This is a genomic window from Reyranella sp. CPCC 100927, from assembly GCF_007859315.1.
Taxonomy (GTDB): Bacteria; Pseudomonadota; Alphaproteobacteria; order Reyranellales; family Reyranellaceae; genus Vineibacter.
Genome location: NZ_VOHA01000044.1, coordinates 1 through 22,836, shown reverse-complemented (window position 1 = coordinate 22,836; position 22,836 = coordinate 1). Strand labels below are relative to the sequence as shown.

Annotated in this window: 19 protein-coding genes and 1 riboswitch; of the genes, 9 read left to right on the top strand and 10 right to left on the bottom strand. The window is 66.7% G+C overall.

From position 1 onward, the window contains the following. Nucleotides 1–144: 144 nt before the first annotated feature. The 3 genes from FQU96_RS41565 to fdnG all read right to left on the bottom strand — a co-directional run bounded on the left by FQU96_RS41565 (nucleotide 145) and on the right by fdnG (nucleotide 4,946). On the bottom strand, nucleotides 145–777 hold the full coding sequence (locus FQU96_RS41565) for a formate dehydrogenase subunit gamma (RefSeq protein WP_146547337.1): 633 nt from the start codon (nucleotides 775–777) through the stop codon (nucleotides 145–147). Between the two features lie 178 nt (nucleotides 778–955). Next, nucleotides 956–1,855: a formate dehydrogenase subunit beta gene (fdxH, locus tag FQU96_RS41560; protein WP_146547336.1), complete on the bottom strand. Its 900-nt coding sequence runs from the start codon at nucleotides 1,853–1,855 to the stop codon at nucleotides 956–958. A gap of 13 nt (nucleotides 1,856–1,868) precedes the next feature. Next, nucleotides 1,869–4,946 carry a formate dehydrogenase-N subunit alpha gene (gene fdnG / locus FQU96_RS41555; RefSeq protein ID WP_146547335.1) on the bottom strand — a complete coding sequence of 1,026 codons (3,078 nt, stop codon included), beginning with the start codon at nucleotides 4,944–4,946 and terminating at the stop codon, nucleotides 1,869–1,871. Nucleotides 4,947–5,238: 292 nt separating this feature from the next. On the opposite strand from fdnG, the gene FQU96_RS41550 reads away from it, so the two are divergent. The 5 genes from FQU96_RS41550 to FQU96_RS41530 all read left to right on the top strand — a co-directional run bounded on the left by FQU96_RS41550 (nucleotide 5,239) and on the right by FQU96_RS41530 (nucleotide 9,601). Then, on the top strand, nucleotides 5,239–5,532 hold the full coding sequence (locus tag FQU96_RS41550; protein WP_146547334.1) for a type II toxin-antitoxin system ParD family antitoxin: 294 nt from the start codon (nucleotides 5,239–5,241) through the stop codon (nucleotides 5,530–5,532). A 3-nt stretch (nucleotides 5,533–5,535) separates the two neighbouring features. Further along, nucleotides 5,536–5,736: a hypothetical protein gene (locus FQU96_RS41545; RefSeq protein WP_146547333.1), complete on the top strand. Its 201-nt coding sequence runs from the start codon at nucleotides 5,536–5,538 to the stop codon at nucleotides 5,734–5,736. A 57-nt stretch (nucleotides 5,737–5,793) separates the two neighbouring features. Next, nucleotides 5,794–7,965 (top strand): selenide, water dikinase SelD, encoded by a 2,172-nt coding sequence (selD, locus tag FQU96_RS41540; protein ID WP_218575081.1) that lies wholly within the window; start codon nucleotides 5,794–5,796, stop codon nucleotides 7,963–7,965. 127 nt (nucleotides 7,966–8,092) lie between these two features. Next, on the top strand, nucleotides 8,093–8,596 hold the full coding sequence (mobB, locus tag FQU96_RS41535; protein WP_146547332.1) for a molybdopterin-guanine dinucleotide biosynthesis protein B: 504 nt from the start codon (nucleotides 8,093–8,095) through the stop codon (nucleotides 8,594–8,596). Nucleotides 8,597–8,623: 27 nt separating this feature from the next. After that, nucleotides 8,624–9,601, top strand: a complete 978-nt coding sequence (locus tag FQU96_RS41530; RefSeq protein ID WP_146547331.1) for a tripartite tricarboxylate transporter substrate binding protein — start codon at nucleotides 8,624–8,626, stop codon at nucleotides 9,599–9,601. A gap of 299 nt (nucleotides 9,602–9,900) precedes the next feature. Here the strand turns inward: FQU96_RS41530 and FQU96_RS41525 are convergent, their stop codons facing one another. Continuing rightward, nucleotides 9,901–10,365 carry an Lrp/AsnC family transcriptional regulator gene (locus tag FQU96_RS41525; RefSeq protein WP_146547330.1) on the bottom strand — a complete coding sequence of 155 codons (465 nt, stop codon included), beginning with the start codon at nucleotides 10,363–10,365 and terminating at the stop codon, nucleotides 9,901–9,903. 157 nt (nucleotides 10,366–10,522) lie between these two features. Between FQU96_RS41525 and FQU96_RS41520 the strand changes: the two genes are divergently transcribed. After that, on the top strand, nucleotides 10,523–11,536 hold the full coding sequence (locus FQU96_RS41520) for a 1-aminocyclopropane-1-carboxylate deaminase (protein WP_146547329.1): 1,014 nt from the start codon (nucleotides 10,523–10,525) through the stop codon (nucleotides 11,534–11,536). Between the two features lie 106 nt (nucleotides 11,537–11,642). On the opposite strand, the gene FQU96_RS41515 is transcribed toward FQU96_RS41520, so the two are convergent. After that, nucleotides 11,643–12,788 carry an acyl-CoA dehydrogenase family protein gene (locus tag FQU96_RS41515; protein WP_146547328.1) on the bottom strand — a complete coding sequence of 382 codons (1,146 nt, stop codon included), beginning with the start codon at nucleotides 12,786–12,788 and terminating at the stop codon, nucleotides 11,643–11,645. A 100-nt stretch (nucleotides 12,789–12,888) separates the two neighbouring features. After that, nucleotides 12,889–13,977 (bottom strand): SDR family oxidoreductase, encoded by a 1,089-nt coding sequence (locus FQU96_RS41510; protein ID WP_146547327.1) that lies wholly within the window; start codon nucleotides 13,975–13,977, stop codon nucleotides 12,889–12,891. A 67-nt stretch (nucleotides 13,978–14,044) separates the two neighbouring features. Here FQU96_RS41510 and FQU96_RS41505 point away from each other — a divergent pair, with 67 nt between their 5' ends. Next, a complete protein-coding gene (locus FQU96_RS41505) occupies nucleotides 14,045–14,731 on the top strand; it encodes a YbaY family lipoprotein (protein WP_178131192.1) in 687 nt (228 codons plus the stop codon). A 164-nt stretch (nucleotides 14,732–14,895) separates the two neighbouring features. Here FQU96_RS41505 and FQU96_RS41500 read toward each other — a convergent pair whose 3' ends face one another. Beyond that, the gene (locus tag FQU96_RS41500; RefSeq protein WP_146547325.1) at nucleotides 14,896–15,858 is read right to left on the bottom strand and encodes a tripartite tricarboxylate transporter substrate binding protein; all 963 of its coding nucleotides are present in this window, start codon (nucleotides 15,856–15,858) and stop codon (nucleotides 14,896–14,898) included. A 58-nt stretch (nucleotides 15,859–15,916) separates the two neighbouring features. Beyond that, entirely contained in the window at nucleotides 15,917–16,951 is a 1,035-nt protein-coding gene (locus FQU96_RS41495; protein ID WP_146547324.1) for an asparaginase, read from the bottom strand. Between the two features lie 127 nt (nucleotides 16,952–17,078). Then, nucleotides 17,079–17,231, top strand: a riboswitch (FMN riboswitch). A gap of 88 nt (nucleotides 17,232–17,319) precedes the next feature. On the opposite strand from FQU96_RS41495, the gene FQU96_RS41490 reads away from it, so the two are divergent. Further along, nucleotides 17,320–17,829, top strand: coding sequence for a 6,7-dimethyl-8-ribityllumazine synthase (locus tag FQU96_RS41490; protein ID WP_146547323.1), 510 nt, complete (start codon nucleotides 17,320–17,322; stop codon nucleotides 17,827–17,829). A 72-nt stretch (nucleotides 17,830–17,901) separates the two neighbouring features. On the opposite strand, the gene FQU96_RS41485 is transcribed toward FQU96_RS41490, so the two are convergent. Next, nucleotides 17,902–18,345 carry a hypothetical protein gene (locus FQU96_RS41485; protein WP_146547322.1) on the bottom strand — a complete coding sequence of 148 codons (444 nt, stop codon included), beginning with the start codon at nucleotides 18,343–18,345 and terminating at the stop codon, nucleotides 17,902–17,904. A 154-nt stretch (nucleotides 18,346–18,499) separates the two neighbouring features. Here FQU96_RS41485 and FQU96_RS41480 point away from each other — a divergent pair, with 154 nt between their 5' ends. Beyond that, nucleotides 18,500–20,839, top strand: a complete 2,340-nt coding sequence (locus FQU96_RS41480; protein ID WP_178131190.1) for a serine/threonine-protein kinase — start codon at nucleotides 18,500–18,502, stop codon at nucleotides 20,837–20,839. 98 nt (nucleotides 20,840–20,937) lie between these two features. Here FQU96_RS41480 and FQU96_RS41475 read toward each other — a convergent pair whose 3' ends face one another. Further along, nucleotides 20,938–22,653 carry a hydantoinase B/oxoprolinase family protein gene (locus tag FQU96_RS41475; protein ID WP_146547320.1) on the bottom strand — a complete coding sequence of 572 codons (1,716 nt, stop codon included), beginning with the start codon at nucleotides 22,651–22,653 and terminating at the stop codon, nucleotides 20,938–20,940. Between the last annotated feature and the right edge of the window lie 183 nt (nucleotides 22,654–22,836).

Below are 22,836 nucleotides of genomic sequence, written 5' to 3'. Positions count from 1 at the left end.
CATCACCACAACCAGTTTGGCACATCGATGCCGGGTGGGGGCCGTCCACACCATCATCCCGGGCGTAGCCGTTGTGTCATCCCGAGCGCAGCGAGGGATCTAGGTTGCTGCCTAGATCCCTCGCTGCGCTCGGGATGACAGGTATCACTTCGACTTGCCGACTTCCTCGCGCAGCCATTTGCGATGGTGGCGCCAGGCCCAGCCGCCGGTGACCGAGCCACGGGTCATGCCACGGATAGTGCCGCGGATCCAGATCGCGGCGTAGATATGCGTGATCACCACGAAGATCAGCACCACGGCCGACAGCGCATGCACAACGGCTGCCAGGCGCTTCTGTTCGATGGTCGTCAGGTGGCCCAGTTGCGAGTCCCACAGCGCCAGCCCGCTGGTCAGCAGCAGGATGGTCAGCACGCACAGCGACCAGAACACCAGCTTTTGGCCGGCGTTGTACTTGCCGGCTTCCGGCACCTTGGCTTCATCGCCTGACATCACGTGATTGACGTTCTTCATCCAGGCGCTGTCGTCCTTGGTCCACAGGTTGTAACGCCAGAAGCGGATCACCAGGCCCAGGAAGCTGAGCATCGCCAGCACACCCATCCAGGGATGGATGATGCGCGTCCAGACGCCGCCGCCGAAGAGTTCGGAGAGGAAGAACAGCGAGGGATGGAACAGCGACATGCCGCTCAACGCCAGGCAGATCATCAGGATGGCGTTGATCCAATGGTTCAACCGCGCGCCCGGCGTGTAACGGTCGAGGATGTTGTTGTGGTTAGCCATGACGCACTCCCTGTTCTTCCCTTCCCCGCTCGCGGGGAAGGTGGCCGTTTCGGTACTTCGACGTAAAGCGTCGAAGTACCTGAGCCGGATGGGGAACCGGCGTGGTCTTTGTTATCAAGACCACGAAGGGTCCCCTCCGCCCCTTCGGGGCACCTCCCCACTTCGTGGGGAGGGAAAATCACGCCGCCTTGTCGCGGCGCATTTTCTTGGCGGCTTCCTCGTCCTCGTCCTGCACTTCGTTGGGGCCGTGCGTGACGTAGTGGAAGAAGCCGGCCAGTGCCGCGACCGCCACGCCGGCCAGCAGGATCGGCTTGGTGACGCCCTTCCACAGCTCGACCAGCGGGCTGATCTTGGGATCCTTGGGCAGGCCGGCGTAGATCTCCGGCTTGTCGAGGTGCTTCAACACGTACATCACGTGCGTGCCGCCGACGCCAGCCGGGTTATAGAGGCCGGCGTTCTTATAGCCGCGCTCCTTCAGGTCGGCGATGCGCTCATCGGCCCAGGCGATCATGTCGGTCTTGGTGCCGAACGAGATCGCCTGCGTCGGGCAGACCTTGGCGCAGGCCGGCGCCTGGCCGACCGCGACGCGGTCGGAGCACAAGGTACACTTGTAGGCCTTCTGGTCCTTCTGCGAGATGCGCGGGATGTTGAACGGGCATCCCTTCACACAGTAGCCGCAGCCGATGCAGTTCTCGGAGACGAAATCGACGATGCCGTTCTTGTACTGCACGATGGCGCCCGGCGACGGGCAGGCCTTGAGGCAGCCCGGGTCGTCGCAGTGCATGCAGCCATCCTTGCGGATCAGCCACTCGAACCGGCCATCGACGTCGATTTCGCTGAACCGCATCAGGGTCCAGGTGTTCTCCGTCAGGTCGTGCGGGTTGTCGTAGACGCCGACATTGATGCCGACCTCTTCGCGCAGGTCGTTCCACTCCAGGCATGCCGACTGGCAAGCCTTGCAGCCGATGCAGCGCGACACGTCGATCAGCTTGGCGACCTGCACCGCCTCGCGCTGGCTCGGCGAGGGTGTGGTGGTCGCCGAGCGGCGGCGGATGTCGAGGGATTGAAGATTGGCCATGGTCTTCCCTCCCTCAAACCGTTGCCTGGCCGAGCTTCTTCACGTCCACCAGGAACGCCTTGAACTCCGGCGTCTCGATGTTCGCGTCGCCGACATAAGGCGTAAGCTGGTTGGCGCCGAAGCCCTTGCGCGCCGCCCCGGTGAAGCCCCAGTGCAACGGGATGCCCACGGTGTGCACCTTCTTGCCGTCGATCGTCAGCGCCTTGATGCGCTTGGTGACCACCGCCACGGCCTTGACCCGGCCGCGGTTGGAGCGCACCTCGACCATGTCGCCGCTGGCGATGCCCTTCTCCTTGGCCAGTTCCTCGCCCAGTTCGACGAACTCCTGCGGCTGCAGGGCGGCGTTGATCTGGACGTGCTTGGTCCAGAAGTGGAAGTGCTCGGTCAGCCGGTATGTCGTGGCGACATGCGGGAAGTCCTGCGGCTTGCCGAAGACTTCCATATCGCCCTTGAAGACACGCGCCACCGGGTTGGGCCCCACCTTGGGGTGCAGCGCGTTGGCAACCGGTGCCTCGAACGGCTCGTAGTGCTCGGGGAACGGCCCGTCGCGCAGCATGCCGCGGGTGAACAGGCGCGCTGACCCCTCGGGGTTCATGATGAACGGTCCGGCACCCGCCTCGGGTTTGCTGGTGACCACGAAGTCGGGCACGTCGTAGCCGGTCCAGCGCTCGCCATCCCACCACACCTGCTTCTTGGCGGGGTTGAACGGCTTGCCGTTCACGTCGCATGAGGCGCGATTGTACATGATCCGCCGGTTGGCGGGCCATGACCACGCCCATTTGGGCGTCAGGCCCAGACCGCCCGGATCGCTGTTGTCGCGACGGGCCATCTGGTTACCCGCCTCGGTCCAGCTGCCGGTATAGAGCCAACAGCCGCTCATGGTCGTGCCGTCATTGCGCAACTCGCCGAAGCCGGAGAGCTGCATGCCCTTGCGCAGGATCAGCTTGGTCGGATCCTTCGGGTCGGCGACGTCGACCAGCGCCCTGCCGTTGAGCTCGCGCGCGAGCTCCTCGGGCTTGGGCACCAGCGGGTCCTCGTAGTTCCACGTCAGGTTGACGAACGGATCGGGGAAGGCACCGCCTTCCTTGCGGTAGAGATCGCGCAGCTTGATGAAAATCCGCGCCATGATGTCGATGTCGGGGATCGCCTCGGCCGGCGGCTCGGCACCCTTGAAGTGCCACTGCAGCCAGCGGCCCGAGTTGATCAGCGAGCCGTTCTCCTCGGCGAACACCGTCGTCGGCAGACGGAAGACCTCGGTCTGGATCTTCGTCGGGTCAACGTCGTTGTGTTCACCGTAGTTCTGCCAGAACTCGCTGGTTTCGGTGGCCAGCGGGTCCATCACGACCAGGAACTTCAGCTTCTCCAGCGCCGTCTGCAGCTTGCGGCGGTTGGGGAACGACAGCAGCGGGTTGAAGCCCTGGCAGAAGTAGCCAGTCATCTTGCCCTGGTGCATCAGCTCGAAGGCCCGCAGCACGTCGTAGACGACGTCGACCTTGGGCAGCCAGTCGTAGGCCCAGTCGTTTTCCTTGGTCGCCGCGTCGCCCCACATGGACTTGGCGAAGCTGACGAAGAACTTGTCGTAGTTCTGCCAGTAGCTGGTCTGGCCCGGCCGCAGCGGCTTGAAGCCGCGCGTCTTCATGTAGGTCGCGTAGTCGGGCTCGCGGTCGTTGGCCAGGGTCAGGTAGCCCGGGATCAGGTTGCTCATCAGGCCGATGTCAGTGAGCCCCTGGATGTTGGAGTGGCCCCGCAGCGCGTTCATGCCGCCACCCGCCACGCCGATGTTGCCCAGCAGCAGCTGGATCATCGCCATGGTACGAATGTTCTGCGAGCCCTTGGAGTGCTGGGTCCAGCCCAGCGCGTACATCGACGTCATCACCTTGTCGACCGCCGACGTCTCGGCGATCAGCTTGCACGCCTCGAGGAACTTGTCCTTGGGCGAGCCGCAGATACGCTCGACCATCTCGGGCGTGTAGCGCGAGAAGTGCGTCTTCATCAGCTGATAGACGCAGCGCGGGTCCTGCAAGGTCGGATCCGACTTTACGAAGCCGTCGTCGCCCAGCTCGTACTCCCAGCTGGCGCGGTTGTAGTCGCGCTTGGCCTCGTCGTAGCCCGAGAACAGGCCGTCCTCGAACTTGAAATCGCCGCGGATGATGTAGGCCGCGTTGGTATAGTTGCCGACGTACTCCTTCTGAATCTTGTCGTTGTCCAGCAGATACTTGATGACACCGCCCAGGAAGGCGATGTCGGTGCCGGCCCGGATCGGGACATAGAGATCCGACATCGCCGCCGAACGCGTAAAGCGCGGATCAACGACGATCAGCTTGGCCTTGCGATGATGCTTGGCCTCGGTCACCCACTTGAAGCCGCAGGGATGGGCTTCGGCGGCATTGCCGCCCATGATCACCACCAGGTCGGTATTCTTGATATCCGCCCAGAGGTTGGTCATTGCACCGCGTCCGAATGTTGGGCCCAAACTGGACACCGTCGGACCGTGTCAAACCCTCGCTTGGTTGTCGAAGACGACCATCCCCAACGAACGGACGACCTTGTAGGTCGCCCACGCTGTCTCGTTGGAGGTGGCGGATGCGGCGAGGAAGCCGGTGCTGACCCAACGGTTCACCGTCTGGCCATCACCGTTCCTGGCGATGAAGTTCTTGTCGCGGTCGTCCTTCATCAGGCGCGCGATCTTGTCGATCGCCTGATCCCAGGAAATCCGCGTCCACTCCTTGGCGCCCGGCGCACGGTACTGCGGAACCTGCAGTCGGGTCTTGGAGTTGATGAAATCGATCAGCGCCGCGCCCTTGGGGCAGAGCGTGCCGCGATTGGTCGGATGGTCGGGATCACCCTCGATATGGATGATCTTGCCCTTCACGTTCTTCGCGCCGTCGCCGATGGAGTACATGATCACGCCGCACCCGACCGAGCAGTACGGGCAGGTGTTGCGTGTCTCCGACGTTCGTTCCAGCTTGAAGGCGCGAACGGCGGCCTGCGCCGCCGCCGGTGAGAAGCCCAACGCGGTCAAGGTCGAGGCGCCGACAGACGCCCCGGTGAGCTTGAACAATCCGCGTCGGGAGACCCTGACGGCTCCCATGTCGCTTCCTCCTCGACGTCCGCGTCGGAGGTGCAGCCAGCGATGGAATCCCTTCGGATCCCGTCCGCGTGCTGGCGCGATCCCCAACGGCGCCTGATTGCCGGCGCTTATTGACGATCAAAGCTTATCTTTGAGTTCGGGGTTCCAGCAAGCGAAACCCGTCAAGAGTTCGTGAGCAATCAAGGGTGGGGCCGCTAGATAATGTGTGAGCCATCGCTCAGAGCAAGCGACACCGCGGTCATTGGCATAATCTGCCATGGAGACTATCGTACCTCTTCGAGAGGCTGAACGCATGCCAACACGGAATGTCGTATTGACCGATCACCATGAAGAAGTGATCGACAAGCTCGTGAAATCGGGCCGTTATCAAAATGCCAGCGAGGTGTTGCGTGATGGCCTGAGGCTCGTGGAGCAGCGCGAGGCATGGGAAGCCGCCAAGCTCAAGGTACTTCAAGAGGCAGCACACGCCGGGTTCAGCCGCATCGACAACGGTCGCTACCGGCACGTTGAGGATGACGATCTTGAGGCGTTGATCCACGAACTCGGGCGGCAGGCGAAAGCGCGTGCCGACAAGGCCGATTCATAGGGCATGCCCGCGTACCAGCTTTCTGCAGACGCCGAGGTGGACATCCGCGACCTGCTGCGACACGCGAATGGCATTGTAGTCCGGCTCCGTCACTTGATCCTCGATCGCATCGCCACGGCGGATCTCATCGGCATCGGCCGTATCTTGCACGACGCCATGGAAATGGAGCGGCATCTGCCCACCGATTACGGTGTCGTTGAGTAGGCATCGCCCGTGTCATCCGCCACATCACCAACCAAACCACGCCTCGAGCTCGTCCTCGTGGGTGGCGGGCATGCGCATGTCGAGGTGCTGCGGCAGGCGGCAATGAAACGGCCGGCGCATGTGCGGCTGACGGTGATCGCGCGCGACCTGGAGACGCCGTACTCCGGCATGCTGCCCGGGTTGCTGGCGGGGCATTACACGCCCGAGGATGCCCACATCGATCTGCGGCCGCTGTGCCAGGCGGCGGGTGCACGGCTCTACCATGCCGAGGCGGTCGGGCTGGATCTGACCGGCCAGCGGGTGTTGTGCGATCGGCGGCCGCCGGTGGCGTTCGAGCGGCTGTCGCTGGATATCGGCTCACGGCCGGAGATGGCGGACGTACCGGGTGCGGCGCAGCATGCACTGCCGGTGAAGCCCGTCGACGGCTTCCGCCATGGCTGGGCCGATATCGAGGCCCGGCTGCACGCCGCGACAGGCCGGCTGCAGATCCTGATGGTCGGTGGTGGTGCCGGCGGCGTCGAACTGTGCCTGGCCCTGCAGCACCGGCTGACCACGGCGGGACTGGGCGACAGGGCGTCGTTCGCGCTTGTCACCAAGGGGGCCACGGTCCTGCCGACACACCCGCCCGCGGTACGGCGCATTTTCGCCCGCGTGCTGGCCGAACGCGGCGTGAGCGTGACGACCGGACGCGGCGTCACGGCGGTGCACGCCGATGGTGTGATGCTCGATGACGGCACGCACGTGGCCAGCGATGCGACCCTGTGGGTCGTCGATGCCGGCGCGCCGGCATGGCTGCGCGACACCGGCCTGGCCCTGGACGCGCGCGGCTTCATCAAGGTGAACCAGTACCTGCAGTCGACGTCGCACGCCGATGTGTTCGGGGCCGGCGATGTCATTGCCTTCGGCCCGCGGCCGCTGGCCAAATCAGGCGTCTTCGCCGTGCGCGAAGGGCCGGTGCTGGCGCACAACCTGCTGGGATCGCCTGAGCGCACGCTGCAGGCCTATGTCCCGCAACGCCGGTTCCTGACCCTGGTGTCGACCGGCAACCAGCATGCCGTCGGCGCCCGCGGCGCGTTGTGGGTGCGCGGCGACTGGGTCTGGCGCTGGAAGGATCGCATCGACCGGCGCTGGATGCGCATGTACCAGGCGCTGCGGCCGGGCGCGATGGCGATGGGCGGCCCGAGCCCCATGGCGCCGGCGGCCAACGCCCCGATGGAGGCGATGCGCTGTGCCGGCTGCGGCGCCAAGATCGATGGCGACATCCTGCGCCGTGCGCTGCACGACGTCGCCATCCCGTCTCGCGAAGGCGTGCTGCTGGGCGTCAGCGACGCCGAGGATGCCTCGGCCATTGTCGTGCCCACGGGCCAGGCCCTGGTGCAGAGCGTCGATTTCTTCCGCGCCCTGATCGACGATCCCTGGCTGTTCGGCCGTATCGTCGCGCTGCATTGCCTGTCCGACCTGTTTGCCACGGGTGCGGCGGCGCACAGCGCGCTGATGACCGCCGTGCTGCCGCATGCGCCGCCCCGCCTGCAGGAGAACGACCTGCGGGCCCTGCTGCAGGGCGTGATCGAGGAGTTGAAACGCGCCGGCGCCACGCTGATCGGCGGCCATACCGGCGAGGGCATGGAGTTGAGCCTGGGCCTGACGGTGAACGGAACGGCGCCGGCCGAACGCCTGCTGCGCAAGGGCGCACTGAAGGCGGGCGACGCCCTGATCCTCACCAAGGCGCTGGGCACTGGCGCGTTGTTCGCTGCCGACATGCGCGGCGAGGCGCGCGCGGCCTGGATCAGCGCCGCGATCGACTCGATGCTGCGCTCCAACGGGCCGCCGGCCGAGATCGCGCGTGCCGCCGGCGTCGCGGCCTGCACCGACATCACCGGCTTCGGGCTGGCTGGTCACCTGCTGGAGATGCTGCGTGCGTCGACCCTGGATGCCGAGCTGTCGCTGCGCGCACTACCGGCGCTGCCGGGTGCCGCCGGCCTGGTCTCGCGCGGTATCGAAAGCACCATGGCGCCCGCCAACCGCACTGCCGGTACCCGCTTCGTGGCGTCCGGTGACGCCGGTCTGCTCTATGACCCGCAGACCTCGGGCGGCCTGCTGATCGGGATCGCCGCCGACAAGGCCGACGCACTGCTGGCAGCGCTTCGCGCCGATGCGCCCGATGCGGCGATCATCGGCCGCGCCCTGCCGCGGACTGGCACCACACCGCGCATCGCGTTGGTCGATTGACGTTCCTGCCCCGTCGTGCACCTATCGGCCTGGGAGCGTTGGGCGCCTCGCCCGCACCGGGGCGTAGCGCCGAGACATGAGCGGGCCGGAGGCCCGCGCTCCCGGGGGTAAATGGGCAGCGTCTGATATGAAACTCCTGGGTATCGTCGGTTGGAGCGGCAGCGGCAAGACGACCTTGATCGAGCAGCTGCTGCCGTTGCTGATCGCGCGTGGCATCACCGTCTCCACGGTCAAGCGCTCGCACCATGGCTTTGATGTCGACACCGAAGGCAAGGATTCGTGGCGCCATCGCAAGGCCGGCGCGCATGAGGTCATGGTGGCCTCGGAGCGCCGCTGGGCATTGATGCGCGAGAATCGCGAGGGTACCGCGATCACGTTGGAGTCGCTGCTGGCCCGCATGGCACCGGTCGACCTGGTCCTGGTCGAGGGTTTCACCGGTCACGCCCATCCGCGTATCGAAGTCTGGCGCGCCGCCGAGGGCAAGGCGTTGCGCGCCGGCGATGATCCCGGCCTGCTCGCCGTCGCCGCGCCCCGTATCGATCACCGGGACAACACCACGCACGCATGGCTTGACCTCGACGATGCCGATGCCGTCGCGGCATTCATCGAGACCTGGCTGCGGCAGGCCTGATCGAACAACTGACAAGGGAGAGCCATCATGCACCGTCGCAAACTACTGGCCACCGGCCTGTCGCTGGCCGTACCCGCCGTGATCACCACGCCGGCGCGGGCACAGGCCTATCCGTCACAGCCCATCCGCTGGATCGTGCCCTATCCGGCCGGCGGCGGCACCGACGTGGTGGCCCGCACCCTGGCGGAAGAGATGAAAGCCGGGCTGGGCCAGCAGATCATCGTCGACAACAAGCCCGGTGCCGCCACGATCATCGGTGCCGAGGCGCTGAAGCAGTCCAAGCCCGACGGCTATACGATCGGCACCGGCGACACCAGCACGCTGTCCTCCAACCCGCATCTCTACAAAGCGCTGCCCTACGATCCGGCCAAGGACTTCGTGCTGATCGGCATGATGGCGCGCTTCAACCTGCTGCTGGTGGTGCACCCCTCGGTCGAGGCCAAGACGGTCAAGGAATTCATCGCGCTGCGCGCCGCGGCGAAGGAACCGCTGGGCTACGCTACGCCCGGCATCGGCACGCCGCACCATCTGGCGATGGAGCTGTTCAACCAGCGCAGCGGCAGCAAAGGGCTGCACGTGCCCTACAAGGGCGCGGCGCCGGCCGTGCAGGACCTGATCGCGGGCCAGGTGCCGTCGATGTTCCTCGATCTCGCCGCCGGCATCCAGCACGTGCGTGCCAGCAAGGTACGCGTGCTGGCCGTCGCCTCGGCCAAGCGCCTGGCGGCACTGCCCGACGTGCCGACCCTGGCCGAAGCCGGCGTCGCCGACAGCGAAGCCTACGCCCTGCAGGGCCTGGCCGCCCCGACCGGCACGCCCCAGCCGATCGTCGAACGCCTCAACGCCGCGCTGGTGAAAGCGATCAGCAGCGCCGCCGTGGTCAAGCGCTTCGACGAACTGGGCGTCGAGCCGATCTCCAGCACGCCGGAGCAGTTCGCCGAGACGGTGCGTGCCGAATCGACGAAATGGGGCACGCTGATCAAGGAGCTGAAGATCTCGCTGGATTGAGCCTGGGAGCGCGGGCGTCCCGCCCATAGGCGCTAACTTTGGCGATGTTCCAACCACTGACCTCATCCTGAGGAGGCCGCGTAGCGGCCGTCTCGAAGGATAGGCTACAGGCGAAGTCTTGGAAAAGGCGTGTTCGCAGCGCCTGCGTCGTTGCCCACCCTTCGAGACGCGGCCCTGCGGGCCGCTCCTCAGGGTGAGGTTCATGCGTACGTTAGCGCCTATGGGCGGGACGCCCGCATCAAGGCGACGGCTTCGCTTACGCCTGACATGAGCGGGCCGGAGGCCCGCGCTCCCAGGAATCAGAAATCCAGCGGCGCGTTGTCGACCACCTCCTTCATCACGAAGAAGGTGCGGGTCTGACGCACACCGGGCACGGCGATCAGCCGGCTGCCGTGCAACCGGTTGAAGTCGGCGATGTCGTGCACCCTGATCTTCAGGAAATAGTCGAAATCGCCGGCGACGAGATGGCAGTCGAGCACGGCCGGCAGCTTGCGGATCGCGGCCTCGAAGGCGGCGAAGCTTTCCGGCGTCGAGCGGTCGAGCACCACGCCGACCACCACGAGGGTGCCGCGATTGACGCGGGCCGGCGCAATGCTGGCGCGCACGCCCTCAATATAGCCGGCGTCGAACAGGCGCTGCGTGCGGCGATGGCAGGTGGCCGCGCTCACGTCGACGCGTTGCGCCAACTCGGCGTTGCTGAGTCGCCCGTCCTTTTGCAGGAGGCGCAGGATCTTCAGATCGATCTTGTCCAGTTCGTCAGTCATGGAAGAACCTTCCGCTGATATCAGAAAATCTGAGCGATCATACCAAAATATTCCTTCATGATGCGAATGACATCTCAGATTTCCCGCGAACCAGAGAGCACCTTTCCTGCGGCCTGCGCTAGCCTCAGGTCATTCGCGGCACAGGGAAGGCATGACCATGCTGGGCAAGTTCGAGCGCTACCCGCTGACCTTCGGACCGACACCGATCGAAAAGATGGCGCGGCTTTCGGCGCATCTCGGCGGCGGCATCGAGATCTTCGCCAAGCGCGAGGACTGCAACTCCGGCCTGGCCTTCGGCGGCAACAAGCTGCGCAAGCTTGAGTACATCGTGCCCGACGCCATCGCGGCGGGCGCCGACACCCTGGTGTCGATCGGCGGCGTGCAGTCGAACCACACGCGCATGGTGGCGGCGACGGCAGCGCGCATCGGCATGAAATGCCGGCTGGTGCAGGAAAGCTGGGTGCCGCACGAGGACGCCGTCTACGATCGCGTCGGCAACATCCTGATGAGCCGCGTCATGGGCGCCGAGGTCGAGCTGGTCGATGCAGATTTCGACATCGGAATCCGGCAAAGCTGGGAAAACGCTATCGCCGACGTGAAGGCCAAGGGCGGCAAGCCGTACGCGATCCCCGCCGGCGCCTCGGTGCACAAGTTCGGTGGCCTGGGCTATGTCGGCTTCGCCGAGGAAGTGCGCGCCCAGGAACACGCGCTCGGGTTCCAGTTCGACTACGTCGTCGTCTGCACCGTCACCGGCTCGACGCATGCCGGCATGCTGGTGGGCTTCGCCAAGGACGGCCGCCAGCGCCGCGTGATCGGCATCGATGCGTCGGCGACGCCGGCACAGACCAAGGCGCAGGTGCTCGACATCGCACGCAAGACCGCTGACCTGGTCGCGCTCGATACGCCGCTTACCGGCGACGATGTCGTTCTGGTCGAGGACTACGCCTACCCCTGCTACGGCGTGCCCTCGGAGGAAACCAAGGCCGCGATCCGCCTGTGCGCCCGGCTGGAAGGCGTCATGACCGACCCGGTCTATGAGGGCAAGTCGATGCAGGCCATGATCGATCTGGTGAAGAAGGGCTATTTCCCGGCCGGCTCGAAGGTCCTGTACGCCCATCTGGGCGGCGTACCGGCGATCAATGGCTACGCCTACGCGTTCCGCAACGGGTGAGGGTTGCGGCACACGTCATCCCGAGCGCAGCGAGGGATCTCCTGCGGGATGACACTGGGTGCGCCCTTCGCAGGAGATCCCTCGCTGCGCTCGGGATGACGGGCCGTCAGCGCGCGAAGAGGCTGCGGGCGATGATGGTCTTCATGACCTCGATCGAGCCGCCGGCGATCTTGGTGTAGCGTGCGTCAGCATAGGCACGCGCAATCGGGAACTCGGTCATGTAGCCGTAGCCGCCATGCAGCTGCAGGCACTCGTCGACCACCTCGCATTGCAGCTCCGTGGTGGTCATCTTGGCCATCGCAGCGTCGACGGAATCGAACTTCCGTTCCAGGTGCAGCTCGATGCAGCGATCGACCAGCACGCGCTGGGCCACGATCTTGGCCCTCATCTCGGCGATCTTGAACTGCGTGTTCTGGAACGCCGCGATCGGCTTGCCGAAGGCGTGACGCTGCGTGACATAGTCGATGGTCCACGCCAGCGCCGCCTCGCAGGCGGACACCGCTTTCACCGCCTGGGTGAGGCGCTCCTGCGCCAGCTCGTTCATGAGCAGCGCGAAGCCCTGTCCTTCGCTGGCGAGGATGTTGCTGACCGGCACCCGCACCTCGTCGAAAAACAGTTCCGACGTGTCCTGCGAATGCATGCCGATCTTCTTGAGTTGCCGGCCACGACGGAAGCCCGGCCGGTCGGTCTCGACCACGATCAGGCTCATGCCCTTGGCGCCCTGCTTGGGATCGGTCTTGCAGGCGACGATCACCAGGTCGGCGGTCTGGCCGTTGGAGATGAACACCTTCTGGCCGCTGATGACGTAGTCGTCGCCCTCGCGCACGGCGGTGGTGCGGATCGCCTGAAGATCGGAGCCGGCCGACGGCTCGGTCATGGCGATGGCGCCGATCGCCTCGCCGGTCGCCATGCGGTTGAGCCACGCCCGCTTGAGCTGCTCGCTGCCGTACTTGAGGATGTAGGGCGCGACGATATCGGAGTGCAGGCTGAAGAAGACGCCGGTGGCGCCGGCGCGGCCCAGTTCCTCCATGACGATCACGCTGTGGCGGAAATCACCGCCCATCCCACCGTATTCTTCCGGCACGTCGCACAGCAGCAAGCCGGTGGTTCCCGCCTTGAGCCACACCTCGCGCGGCACCCGCGCGTCCTGCTCCCACTGGTAATAGTGCGGCACGATCTCGCGCTCGACGAAGCGGCGCGCGGTTTCACGGAACATCTCGTGCTCGGGGGAAAACAGCGTGCGCGGGATCATGATCGGCTCTGGCGAAAAATCAGCGATACGACGGTTCTGCGGCTTTCGCGCCGCGCCGCCAAGGGGCGGATGGCGGCGATATCGGCTCGCGAAACAATGGTCATCCCGATGGCAGCAGTTTCATCTGCCGCAACCGGGTGAACCAGGCCGTGAACATGTCCTCGGTATCGAGGCAGTCGGCAAAGCCCGCCTGGCGGATCTTCACCGTGCTGACCAGCGCCGGCGGCGGCGATCCATCGCGACCATGGGCGAAGCTGAAGTCGGCATAGAAGAACGAGTCGCCAACGAACTGCGCCAGGGTCCCCGAACGCAGGCCGTGGCGCTGCACGATGGCAGCCCATGCCGGCTCGTACGCCGGCATGTCCCGAGCGAGCCGCAGGGGCCTGGCATCGCCCGCCGCCATGCCGAGCGCGCCGGCGATGGCGGGCCACACATTGTGCCAGGAGAAGACGTCGCCGTTGGTGACGTTGAACGTCTCGCCGGCCGCACCAGGGCTGGTGCCGGCCCAGTCGATGGCGCGTGCCAGCAGGTCGGCGCAGACAGCCTCGGCCAGGTAGGCCGGACCACCGGGCCAATGCAGCGGCTCGCCCCGCGCCTGGAGGATCGCGGCATAGGCGCCGATCGCCGACAGCATGTTCATCGGGCTGCCCATGCCATGGCCGAAGATGATCTGCGGCCGCAGGATGGTGAAATGCCAGTCGCGCCCGGCCTGGGCAGCGCGCAGCCAATCCTCCTGCAGCCAGTAAAAATTCTCGTGACTATCGCGCGGCCAGCGCTCGCGTGCCGGCACCCGGATCGGCCTGAGATGGGCGCCGTACGCCTTGGTACCCTGCAGCAGGGTAACGTGCCGCAACCGCGGGGCGGCACGCAGCAGCGGCTGCATCAGGTTGCGCAACATGGCGAGGTTGGTCTGCATCTGGTCGGCCTCGCGCCAACCGCGGACCAGGCCGGGCTTTTCGTGGAGCGCGGCATAGACCACGTGCGTGACATCGGCGAACGCCGTGGCGACGGCGTCGCAGGCCGCCGCATCCGTCAGGTCGAGTTTCACGCAGCGATAGCGGGCGTCGAGATCGGGCGGCCGGCGCGAGACCGCGATCACCTGCGCATCCGGCAACGCCGCGAAGTGTGCCACGGCGGCGCGACCGACAATGCCCGAAGCACCCGCGACGAGAACGATTCGACCAGCCACAATGCCCTCCGCGTCAGATCAGAGACACGATAGACTGCCGGCACGCCCTCGTCCCGCCGGAGACTTCATGCACCACATCGCGCTCGCCACCGTCATCATCAGCCTGTCCCTGATCGCACCGGCGGCGGCGCAGGACGGCGTCTCCTCGTCGGCGATCGCGCGCTGTGCCGGCAAGGTTGGCCTCGACACCGCCAGCAGCGTCATGATCGACGGCATGCCGTGGGTGACGATCGAGCGCACCGAGGAAAAAGTGGGCACGCAGATGATCGCGACCACGGTGACCGGCACCGGGGCGCGGCGTCAGCGCGACGGCGCCGTCGCGCCGTTCCGTTTCACCTGCCTGCTCGACCAGAAAGGCCAGGTCGTGATGTTCCACGCCAGCCAGGTCGTGGCGAGCCTGGGCGATGCGCTGCCGCCGGCCACCGTCATCGCCGGCTCGGCCACCTACCTGCAGCGGATCGCACTGCCATCGGGGGCCGAGCTGCGCGTGCAGCTGCTCGACATCGCCCGTGATCCGACAGGTACCGTCATGACCGAGCAGGTCGTGCGCAGCAGCGGGCAGGTGCCGATCTCCTTTGCGCTGCGCCTGCCCAAGGACACGGCGATGGAGGGGCGTAAGCTTGTCCTTTCGGCGCGGCTGGTTGCGGCCGGACGGACGCTGTTCCAGCTCAAGGAACCTCGGCCCATCGGCGGCAACGATTTCCAGGCACCGATCGAACTGACGCTGGAACAAGGGCAAGCGGGGAAGCGGTAGTTCGTCCTCCCCACGCAGTGGGGAGGTGCCCGATACGACGTTTCGACGCCAAGCGTCGAAACGTCGGTGGGCGGAGGGGAGCCGACGAGATGCCCGTAACGGAGACCACGTCGGGTCCCCCTCCGGCCTTCGGCCACCTCCTCCAGCGAAGCTGGGGGAGGGCATTACTCGAGCCGGATGCCAGCGTCGGCGATGATCTTCTTCCAGGTCGCACCCTCGCTGGCGATGCGGGCCGCCAGCGCCTCCGGCGTTGATGGCGTCGCCTCGATGCCCTGCTTGGCCAGCGCCTCGCGCACATCGGGTGCCTTCAGCGCCTTCACGAACAAGCCGTTCAACGTCGCGACGACATCCGGCGGCGTTCCCGCCGGCGCCACCAGGGCGTACCAGTTCGTGGCGTCATAGCCGGCGAAGCCCAGCTCGGCGATGGTCGGCACCTCGGGATCGAAGGGCGAGCGCCGCGCGCTGGTGACCGCCAGCGCCCGGATGCGGCCCTCGCGCATGAAGCCGGTGGCGGTGGGCGCGCTGGCGATCAGCGACGGCACGTGGCCCGCGATTAGGTCGTTCATCGCCGGACCACCGCCGCGGTAGGGCGCATGTGTCAGCTTGGCACCGCTCATGGACCGCAGCAGCTCGCCGCCGAGATGACCGGCACTGCCGATGCCGGACGTGCCGTAGGTCATGCCCTCGGGCCGCTTCGCCAACGCCAGATACGCCGCCAGGGACGTCGCTGGCACGGACGGATGCACGACCAGCACGTTGGCGAACTCGACCGCCATGCTGACCGGCACGAGGTCGGTCTGCGGATCATAGCCGGCGCTTTTCATCGCATAGGGATTGACCGCCAGCACGCCGACATTGGCCAGCATGACGGTGTAGCCATCGGGCGGCGCGCGAACGAGTTCGCGGGTGGCGACATTGCCGCCGGCGCCGGGCTTGTTGTCGACCAGGATCGACAGCGCACTGTCGCGCGTCAGCTCCTGAGCCAGAATGCGGCCCACGGTGTCACCGCCGCCACCAGGCGCGAAGCCAACCAGAATCCGGATCTGCTTTGACGGAAAGGCCTGCGCGTGCGCCGCCGGCACGAGGCCGGCCAGCGCGAGGCCGGCCAGAAGCGATCGCCGATGCATGAAGCGCCCTCGTGCTGGAGCCACTGACGCAACGCGGGAACTGGATTCATACGCCGGCTCAGCCGGTGCTGTCGAACACCGCCGCGATGGTGGCACGATCGGCCTCGATCCGCAGCAACAGGTCGAGCAGCAAGCGCGCCTTCAGCGGCGGCAGACGGCCCGCGAAGATCAGGCCGGCCGCGCGCAGCGCGATCTCCGAGCCGGGCCCTTCGTAGGTCTGGCGCAGCAGCGGCCCACCGCCGGCACGCGAGGCGACCACGATCGGCAACCGCGACGCGTGCGCCACCAGCGGCGCCACCAGTGCTTCCGGCACGTGGCCGCCGCCCATCGCGCCGACCACGATGCCGCCGTAGCCGAGATGCCGCGGGTCGTTCAGCACGGCCTTCAGCACCGCACCCTGCTCGCCCAGGCCGAGCCACAGCAACGCCACCGGCGACGCACCAGCCAGGCGCAGTGCCGCGGCGGCGCCCACGGCATGGTGCACCGCCTGCTTCCAGTCGCGCACCGGCAGCATCAGCGGCACGACGCGGTCTTCGAGCAGCGTCGCCACCGGCCCCGTCGCCGGGCTGCGGAAGGCATCGAGCCGACTGGTCTCGGTCTTGGTGACGTCGAGCGCAGTATGGACATGATCGAGCATGGCCACCAGAACGCCGACCGCGCTCGCCTTGGCCCATGGCTCCGCTGCCGTGCGCACCGCGGCCAGCACGTTGCCGGGGCCGTCGGCCGAAGCCAGTTTCGGGTTGCGCATCGCCGCCGTCATCACCACCGGGATGTCGACGTCCAGCAGCAGGTCGAGCAGGAAGGCGGTCTCCTCCAACGTGTCGGTGCCCTGTGTGACGACGACGCCATCGGTCGCGCGCTGGTCGGCCATCGCCTGGATGCGCGCCGCCAGCGCATAGACGTCGTCGAGCGACAGGTTGCTGCTGCCGGTGCGCGACACGGTTTCAGCCGCGACGTCGGCGATCGCATCGAGGCCCGGCACCATGCGCACGAGATCGTCGGCACCAAGCCCATGCTTCATGCCGCCACGGTCGCCTGGTTGCGTGGCGATGGTGCCGCCCAGGGCGAGAAGGTGGATGCGAGGTTTCGTCATGCGGCCGATCCGTTCCTGATGTCTCGATTGTCATCCTACGCCATCGCATCCGTGCCTTGCCGAAAATCGCGTGGTCGCCGGTTCGCGATTCTGTATCGTGTCGATGTCGCATGGATCATCTGTGCGGCATCGTTCTCAGGGCGGGGTGGAAGTCCCCACCGGCGGTATGCGCGAGCAATCGCGCGAGCCCGCGAGCGCCTGTCGGTTCACCCCGACAGGGTCAGCAGATTCGGTGCGAAGCCGAAGCCGACGGTCACAGTCCGGATGAAAGAGAACGGGAAGAGTCCGGGAAGGCGCTCGCCTGCGTGCGATCGCCTGGCCGGAGGACGCTCGTACGCCCTGATTCTGTGTTCCCTTTGGAGGACGACATGAATCAGGTATCCCAGCAGACAGTCAGCACTTCCCCGTCATTGCCATCGGCCGCCGGCGCGCGCGTCGCGTTCGTGCAATCGTGCTGGCACAAGGACATCGTCGATCGCTGCCGCGAGTCGTTCGTCGATGAAATGGTCCGCCGCGGCTTCGCCGAAACGGACATCGAGGTTTTCGAAGTACCGGGCGCCTTCGAGATCCCGCTGCACGCCAAGATGCTGGCGCGCACCGGCCGCTATGCCGCCATCGTCGCCTCGGGCTTCGTGGTCGACGGCGGCATCTACCGCCACGAGTTCGTGGCCGATGCCGTGATATCGGGTCTGATGCGCGTGCAGCTCGAGACCGACGTGCCGGTGATCTCGGCCGTGCTGACGCCGCAGCAGTTTCACGAGCATGACGTGCACCACAGCTTCTTCCACCAGCACTTCGTGGTGAAGGGAGCCGAGGCGGCCAACGCCTGCACGGCGACCCTGGAGAACCTGGCGCGGGTCAAGCTGATGGCGGCATAGCACGCCTCAGCCGGGACGCTTCATGGTGCGCTTGTTGTCGAACCGTGAAGCGTCTCTCGCCCCACACCCACCTCACCTGTCGATCGGCTCAAAGGCGATGAACTCCGCTTTCAACGGCGGCGGGATCAGCGGATGCCGCTCGAGGTGATCGTGGACGTCCTTGTAGAACCGGCGATAGGTGTTGTTCAGGATGGCGATCGTGTAGTTGCTGTGGGTCCGCGGCGTCATCCTGTACTGCACCGGCTGGCGATCCACCTTGCCATCGGCGACAATCCGTATCGCGCTGCCGCTGGCGTTGATGTCGTCCTGGAAGTGCTTGATCCACGCCGCCGTTGTTCCATCGGAGGTGCCGGTGATCGCGACTTTCGGACCCGGCGGCCCGTGCGCCGCCCCGCGCGGATGCGCGTAAATCTGTTGCAGGAAGAACTGCACCAGCATCACGTCGGTCGGCTTGTTGGGGCACCCCGGGCCAACAGTCCTTTGAAGGTTGTATAAAGGGATTTCCTTGTAGGCCACGGCTGTTGCGCCCCTGTGTGTGCAGATGCCAGCGATCAACAGCCATCGCGGCGCTTTATTCCAGCACGGTGCCGGCCGCAGCGATTCAATCGTCTTGTACCGGATGCGCCGCCGGGGGAAACTTGCAGTCCAATGGAGGACAGGCAGGGCGATCGTGGCTGAGACGTTGGGGGCAGTGCAACACGATGGCGACGTCGACGACGTCAAAGCGTTGCCGGTCGGCACACGCATCGGCAGCCATGAGATCGTGGCGGTACTGGCCCACAACGACGGCGGCATCACCTATCGCGCCCGCGACACGCAGGCCAATCGCGACGTCACCCTGAAGGAGTACCTGCCGACGGCGCTGGCCCGACGCGCCGAGGGAACACAGGTGCTGCCGCGCGCGGGGCGGGCAACGCAGGATTTCCAGCGGGGCCGAGACCGGTTCCTCGCCGAGGCGGAGGCGCTCACGCGGCTGCAGGACGTCGCCGATATCGAAACCGTGCATGAGGTCCTCAAAGGCAACGACACCGTCTATGCGGTCACGGCGCCGGTGCCGGGGGAAGCGCTGGCCGCGCGACTGCAGCGCGACCGGCGGCTGTCACGCCTGGCCATCGACCGGATCGTCGCGCCGCTGCTGGATGGACTGGAGCGCGCGCATGCCGCGGGTTGCCTGCACCTGGACATCAGACCGGCCACCATCCTGATTGACCGGACCGATCATCCGACATTGATCGATTTCGCCGCGTGGCGTGTCGGACTGCGCGGTGTCGCCCGTGAAGCGCCGTCGGCCTACGTGCCGCCCGAGATGACGGCCTCGGCGCAGCCCGGTCCGTGGACGGACATCTATGCCCTGGGCGCGACGCTGTACCACGGCGTGACCGGCGCATCGCCACCGGCTGCCGCCGCGCGGCTGAAGCAGGATACCCTCGAGCCGGCGACGCGCGCGGCGATGGGGCACTATGCCCCTGCCCTGCTCGCCTTCATCGATGCGGCACTGCGGCTGCGGGAGGCCGAGCGTCCGCAGTCCGTCACCGACTGGCGCCGGATGTTGCTGGCCGCACCGACGCCACCGGCACGAACAAACAACCGTGCGCATGCCCGGACCGGCCCATCGCGGCGTCGGCCGGCCCAGGCGCGCCTGTGGCCGGCCGTCAGCCTGCTGATGATCAGCCTGATCGGCGGTGTCGGCTATCTCTGGTATAGCGCCGAAGACGAAGCGGCGCGCGCGGCAGCGGCCGCGAAAGCCGCGGCCGATGCGGCGGTGAAGCAGCGAGCGCAGGAGAAGGCCACCCAGGAAGCGCAGGAACGCGCCCGTCTCGCCGCGGCCGGATGGTCCGAGCTTCAGAACAGCACCGACCCCGCACCGCTGCGTGCGTTTGCCGCCCGGTTCACCGGTACACCCGAAGCCCGTTTGGCGCAGCAGCGCGCGGACGCGCTCGACGCTGCCGCCAGACGACGGGCCGAGGAAGAAGCCGCACGACGTGCCGCGGAGGCCGCGCAGGAGAAGGCCCGGGTGGTCGCCGCGGCATGGGCCGATGTCCAGGGCAGCGAGGACCCGGCCCGCCTGCGCGCCTTCGCCGAGCGGTTTGCCGGCACGCCCGAAGCGCAGCAGGCCACGGCGCGGGCGGACCAGATCGAGGCGGCGGCGAAACGGCAGGCCGACGAGGAGGCCAAGCGCCGCGCCGCAGAAGCCGCCCGGGAGAAGGCGCGCGCCGCCACGACCCAGTGGCCCGAATTGCAGAACAGCGAAGACGTGGCACGGCTGCAGCAGTTCGCCACCGACTTCGCCGGCACGCCCGAAGGGCGACTGGCGCTCAACCGGGCCGACGAACTGAAGGCCGCGCAGGAGCAGGCGCGGAGCCGGTCCGAGAAAGCGCCCGATCGCGCCCCGGAGACACGCGAGGGACCGCGTTCCTTCACATACCCGGACGGCAGCCGCTACGTGGGCACCCTCAGCAACGGCAAGCGCAATGGTCAGGGCACGTATACCTATGCCAATGGCGATCGCTATGTCGGCGCCTGGCAGAACGACGACATGCACGGCCAGGGCGTCTACACCTTCGCCGACGGCGGGCGCTATACGGGCGAATGGCGCAACGACAAGATGCACGGGCACGGGGTGCGGACATGGCCCGACGGCGATCGCTACGATGGTGCATGGCGCGCGGGCAAGAAGCATGGCAGCGGCACCTATGCGTTCAACAGCGGTGATCGCTATGTCGGCGACTGGGTGGACGATGCCATGCAGGGCCGTGGCATCTACACCTGGAAGGACGGTGGCCGCTACGAAGGCGAATGGCGCGACGACAAGCAGAACGGGCATGGCGTCCGGGTCTTCTCGGACGGCGTACGGTATGAAGGTGAATGGAAGGACGACCAGGCTCATGGCCAGGGCATGCGGCGCGATCCCGACGGCGACGTCTTCACCGGCCGCTGGCAGAACGGTTGCTTCATGGACGGCGACCGCGCCGTGGCGGTGGGTACCGACCTGGAAGACTGCAAGCGCTAGTCTAACGCGCGTCAAGTTCCCTGGGAGCGCGGGCGTTTCGCCCGCATCGGCGCACGGCGCCGAGCCATGAGCGGGGCGCGACGCCCGCGCTCCCAGGATCATTCCGTGGCGGTTTTTGCCGACTCGTCAACCTCGCCCGTGAACAGCTGCGATATCTGCTGCGCCGTGTAGTAGCCGCGCTGCAGGTCGCGTGCGATCAGGGCGGGATCACGCCGGCGCGGATCGCCGTAGCCGCCACCGCCGGGCGTGCTGACACGCACGACATCGCCCGGACCGACCTCGATGTCCTGGTCCTTCGACAGGTGCGGCGGCGTATAGCTGCCGCCGCCGGACTCGATGCGCACGGTGTTGACGCCGCCGTCGCTGCCGCCCAGCGCGCCCTGCGGACCGACGCGGCCGTGGTCCATCACCATCGACACGCGCGCCTCGCCGCGCCGGATGCGGATGGCGTAGCGCACGCCCATGCCGCCGCGATGCTGGCCGGCGCCGCCGGTGCCCTCGGCCAGCGCAAATTCCTCGAACAGCACGGGGTAGTACTGCTCGGTGACCTCGATCGGCGGCATCTTGGAAATGCCGATGGTGGAGCAGCCGTTGCTAAGCCCGTCGCCCTCGTAGCTGCCGCCGTAGCCACCGCCGGTGAACAGGTACATCACGTAGGAGCGGTCGCGCATGGGATCACGGCCGCCGATCGCCAGGTTGCCGGAGGTGCCGGCGGGTGCCGCGAACAGGCGATCGGGAATCGCCTTGGTGAGCGCCGCGAACACCGCCTCGGCGATGCGCTGGCTGACCTCGGCGGCGCAGCCTGACACCGGCCGCGGATACTTCGCGTAAAGGAACGTGCCTTCCGGTTCGATGATCTCAAGTGGCTCGAAGGTGCCGGCGTTGATCGGCACGTCGGGGAATACGTGCTTGATGGCCAGGTAAATCGCCGAGCGCGTGGTGGCGATGACGCTGTTCATCGGCCCACGGCATGGCGGGCTGGAGCCGGTCATGTCGAAGTTCAGCGTCTCGCCGCGCTTGGTGATCTTCATGCGGATGGTGAGCGGCTCGTCGACCACGCCGTCGGAGTCGACGATCGAACTGCCCTCGTAGACGCCGTCGGGGATGGTCGCGATCTTGGCGCGCATCTGCTGGGCGGCGCGGCGGCGCAGCTCGGCGATGGCGCTGCGTACGACGTCCTCGCCGTAGCGGTCGACCAGGTCGGTCAGGCGCCGCTCGCCGGTGTCGAGGGCGGCAGCCTGCGCCTTGATGTCGCCGATGCGCTGGTCGGCGATGCGGATGTTGCTGAGGATGATGGCGAGGATCTCGGCATCCATCACGCCCTTCTTGAAGAACTTCACCGGCGGCAGGCGCAGTCCTTCCTGCTCGACCTCGGTGGCGCTGGCCGAGAAGCCGCCCGGCACCATGCCGCCGACATCAGGCCAGTGGCCGGTGTTGGCGAGCCAGGCAAACAGCTTGCCCTTGTAGAAGAACGGCTTCACGAAGCGCACGTCCATCAGGTGCGTGCCGCCGAGATAGGGATCGTTGACGATGAAGACGTCGCCGGGATCGACCTGGCCACTGTAATGGCTCTTCACCCGCTCGATCACGGACCGCGTCGAATACTGCATGGTGCCGACGAACACCGGCAGGCCGAGTTCGCCCTGCGCGATCAGCGATCCGTCGACGGTGTCGTAGATGCCGTCCGAGCGGTCCATGCCTTCGGAGATCACCGGCGAGAAGGCCGAGCGCACGAACGCCAGGTCCATCTCGTTGCAGACCTGGTTGAGGCCGTTCTGGATCACGGCCAAGGTCACGGGATCGATGGTGGTCATGGGGTGCTCATCAACGAGAGTTGAGACCTCCTCCCCACGAAGTGGGGAGGTGCCCCGAAGGGGCGGAGGGGACCTCACGTGGTCTTGGTAACTGGGACCACGTCAGCTCCCCCTCCGCCCTTAGTGCGACCGCAGCACATGGGTAACAGATTGTACTCAGCACATGGGTGACAGTTTTCTCGC

Excerpts from the sequence above, each read along its gene's own strand:
- FQU96_RS41565 (WP_146547337.1), bottom strand. The coding sequence starts at position 777 with ATGGCTAACCACAACAACATCCTCGACCGTTACACGCCGGGCGCGCGG.
- fdxH (WP_146547336.1), bottom strand. The coding sequence starts at position 1,855 with ATGGCCAATCTTCAATCCCTCGACATCCGCCGCCGCTCGGCGACCACC.
- FQU96_RS41550 (WP_146547334.1), top strand. The coding sequence starts at position 5,239 with ATGCCAACACGGAATGTCGTATTGACCGATCACCATGAAGAAGTGATC.
- FQU96_RS41545 (WP_146547333.1), top strand. The coding sequence starts at position 5,536 with ATGCCCGCGTACCAGCTTTCTGCAGACGCCGAGGTGGACATCCGCGAC.
- mobB (WP_146547332.1), top strand. The coding sequence starts at position 8,093 with ATGAAACTCCTGGGTATCGTCGGTTGGAGCGGCAGCGGCAAGACGACC.
- FQU96_RS41530 (WP_146547331.1), top strand. The coding sequence starts at position 8,624 with ATGCACCGTCGCAAACTACTGGCCACCGGCCTGTCGCTGGCCGTACCC.
- FQU96_RS41525 (WP_146547330.1), bottom strand. The coding sequence starts at position 10,365 with ATGACTGACGAACTGGACAAGATCGATCTGAAGATCCTGCGCCTCCTG.
- FQU96_RS41520 (WP_146547329.1), top strand. The coding sequence starts at position 10,523 with ATGCTGGGCAAGTTCGAGCGCTACCCGCTGACCTTCGGACCGACACCG.
- FQU96_RS41515 (WP_146547328.1), bottom strand. The coding sequence starts at position 12,788 with ATGATCCCGCGCACGCTGTTTTCCCCCGAGCACGAGATGTTCCGTGAA.
- FQU96_RS41505 (WP_178131192.1), top strand. The coding sequence starts at position 14,045 with ATGCACCACATCGCGCTCGCCACCGTCATCATCAGCCTGTCCCTGATC.
- FQU96_RS41500 (WP_146547325.1), bottom strand. The coding sequence starts at position 15,858 with ATGCATCGGCGATCGCTTCTGGCCGGCCTCGCGCTGGCCGGCCTCGTG.
- FQU96_RS41495 (WP_146547324.1), bottom strand. The coding sequence starts at position 16,951 with ATGACGAAACCTCGCATCCACCTTCTCGCCCTGGGCGGCACCATCGCC.
- FQU96_RS41490 (WP_146547323.1), top strand. The coding sequence starts at position 17,320 with ATGAATCAGGTATCCCAGCAGACAGTCAGCACTTCCCCGTCATTGCCA.
- FQU96_RS41475 (WP_146547320.1), bottom strand. The coding sequence starts at position 22,653 with ATGACCACCATCGATCCCGTGACCTTGGCCGTGATCCAGAACGGCCTC.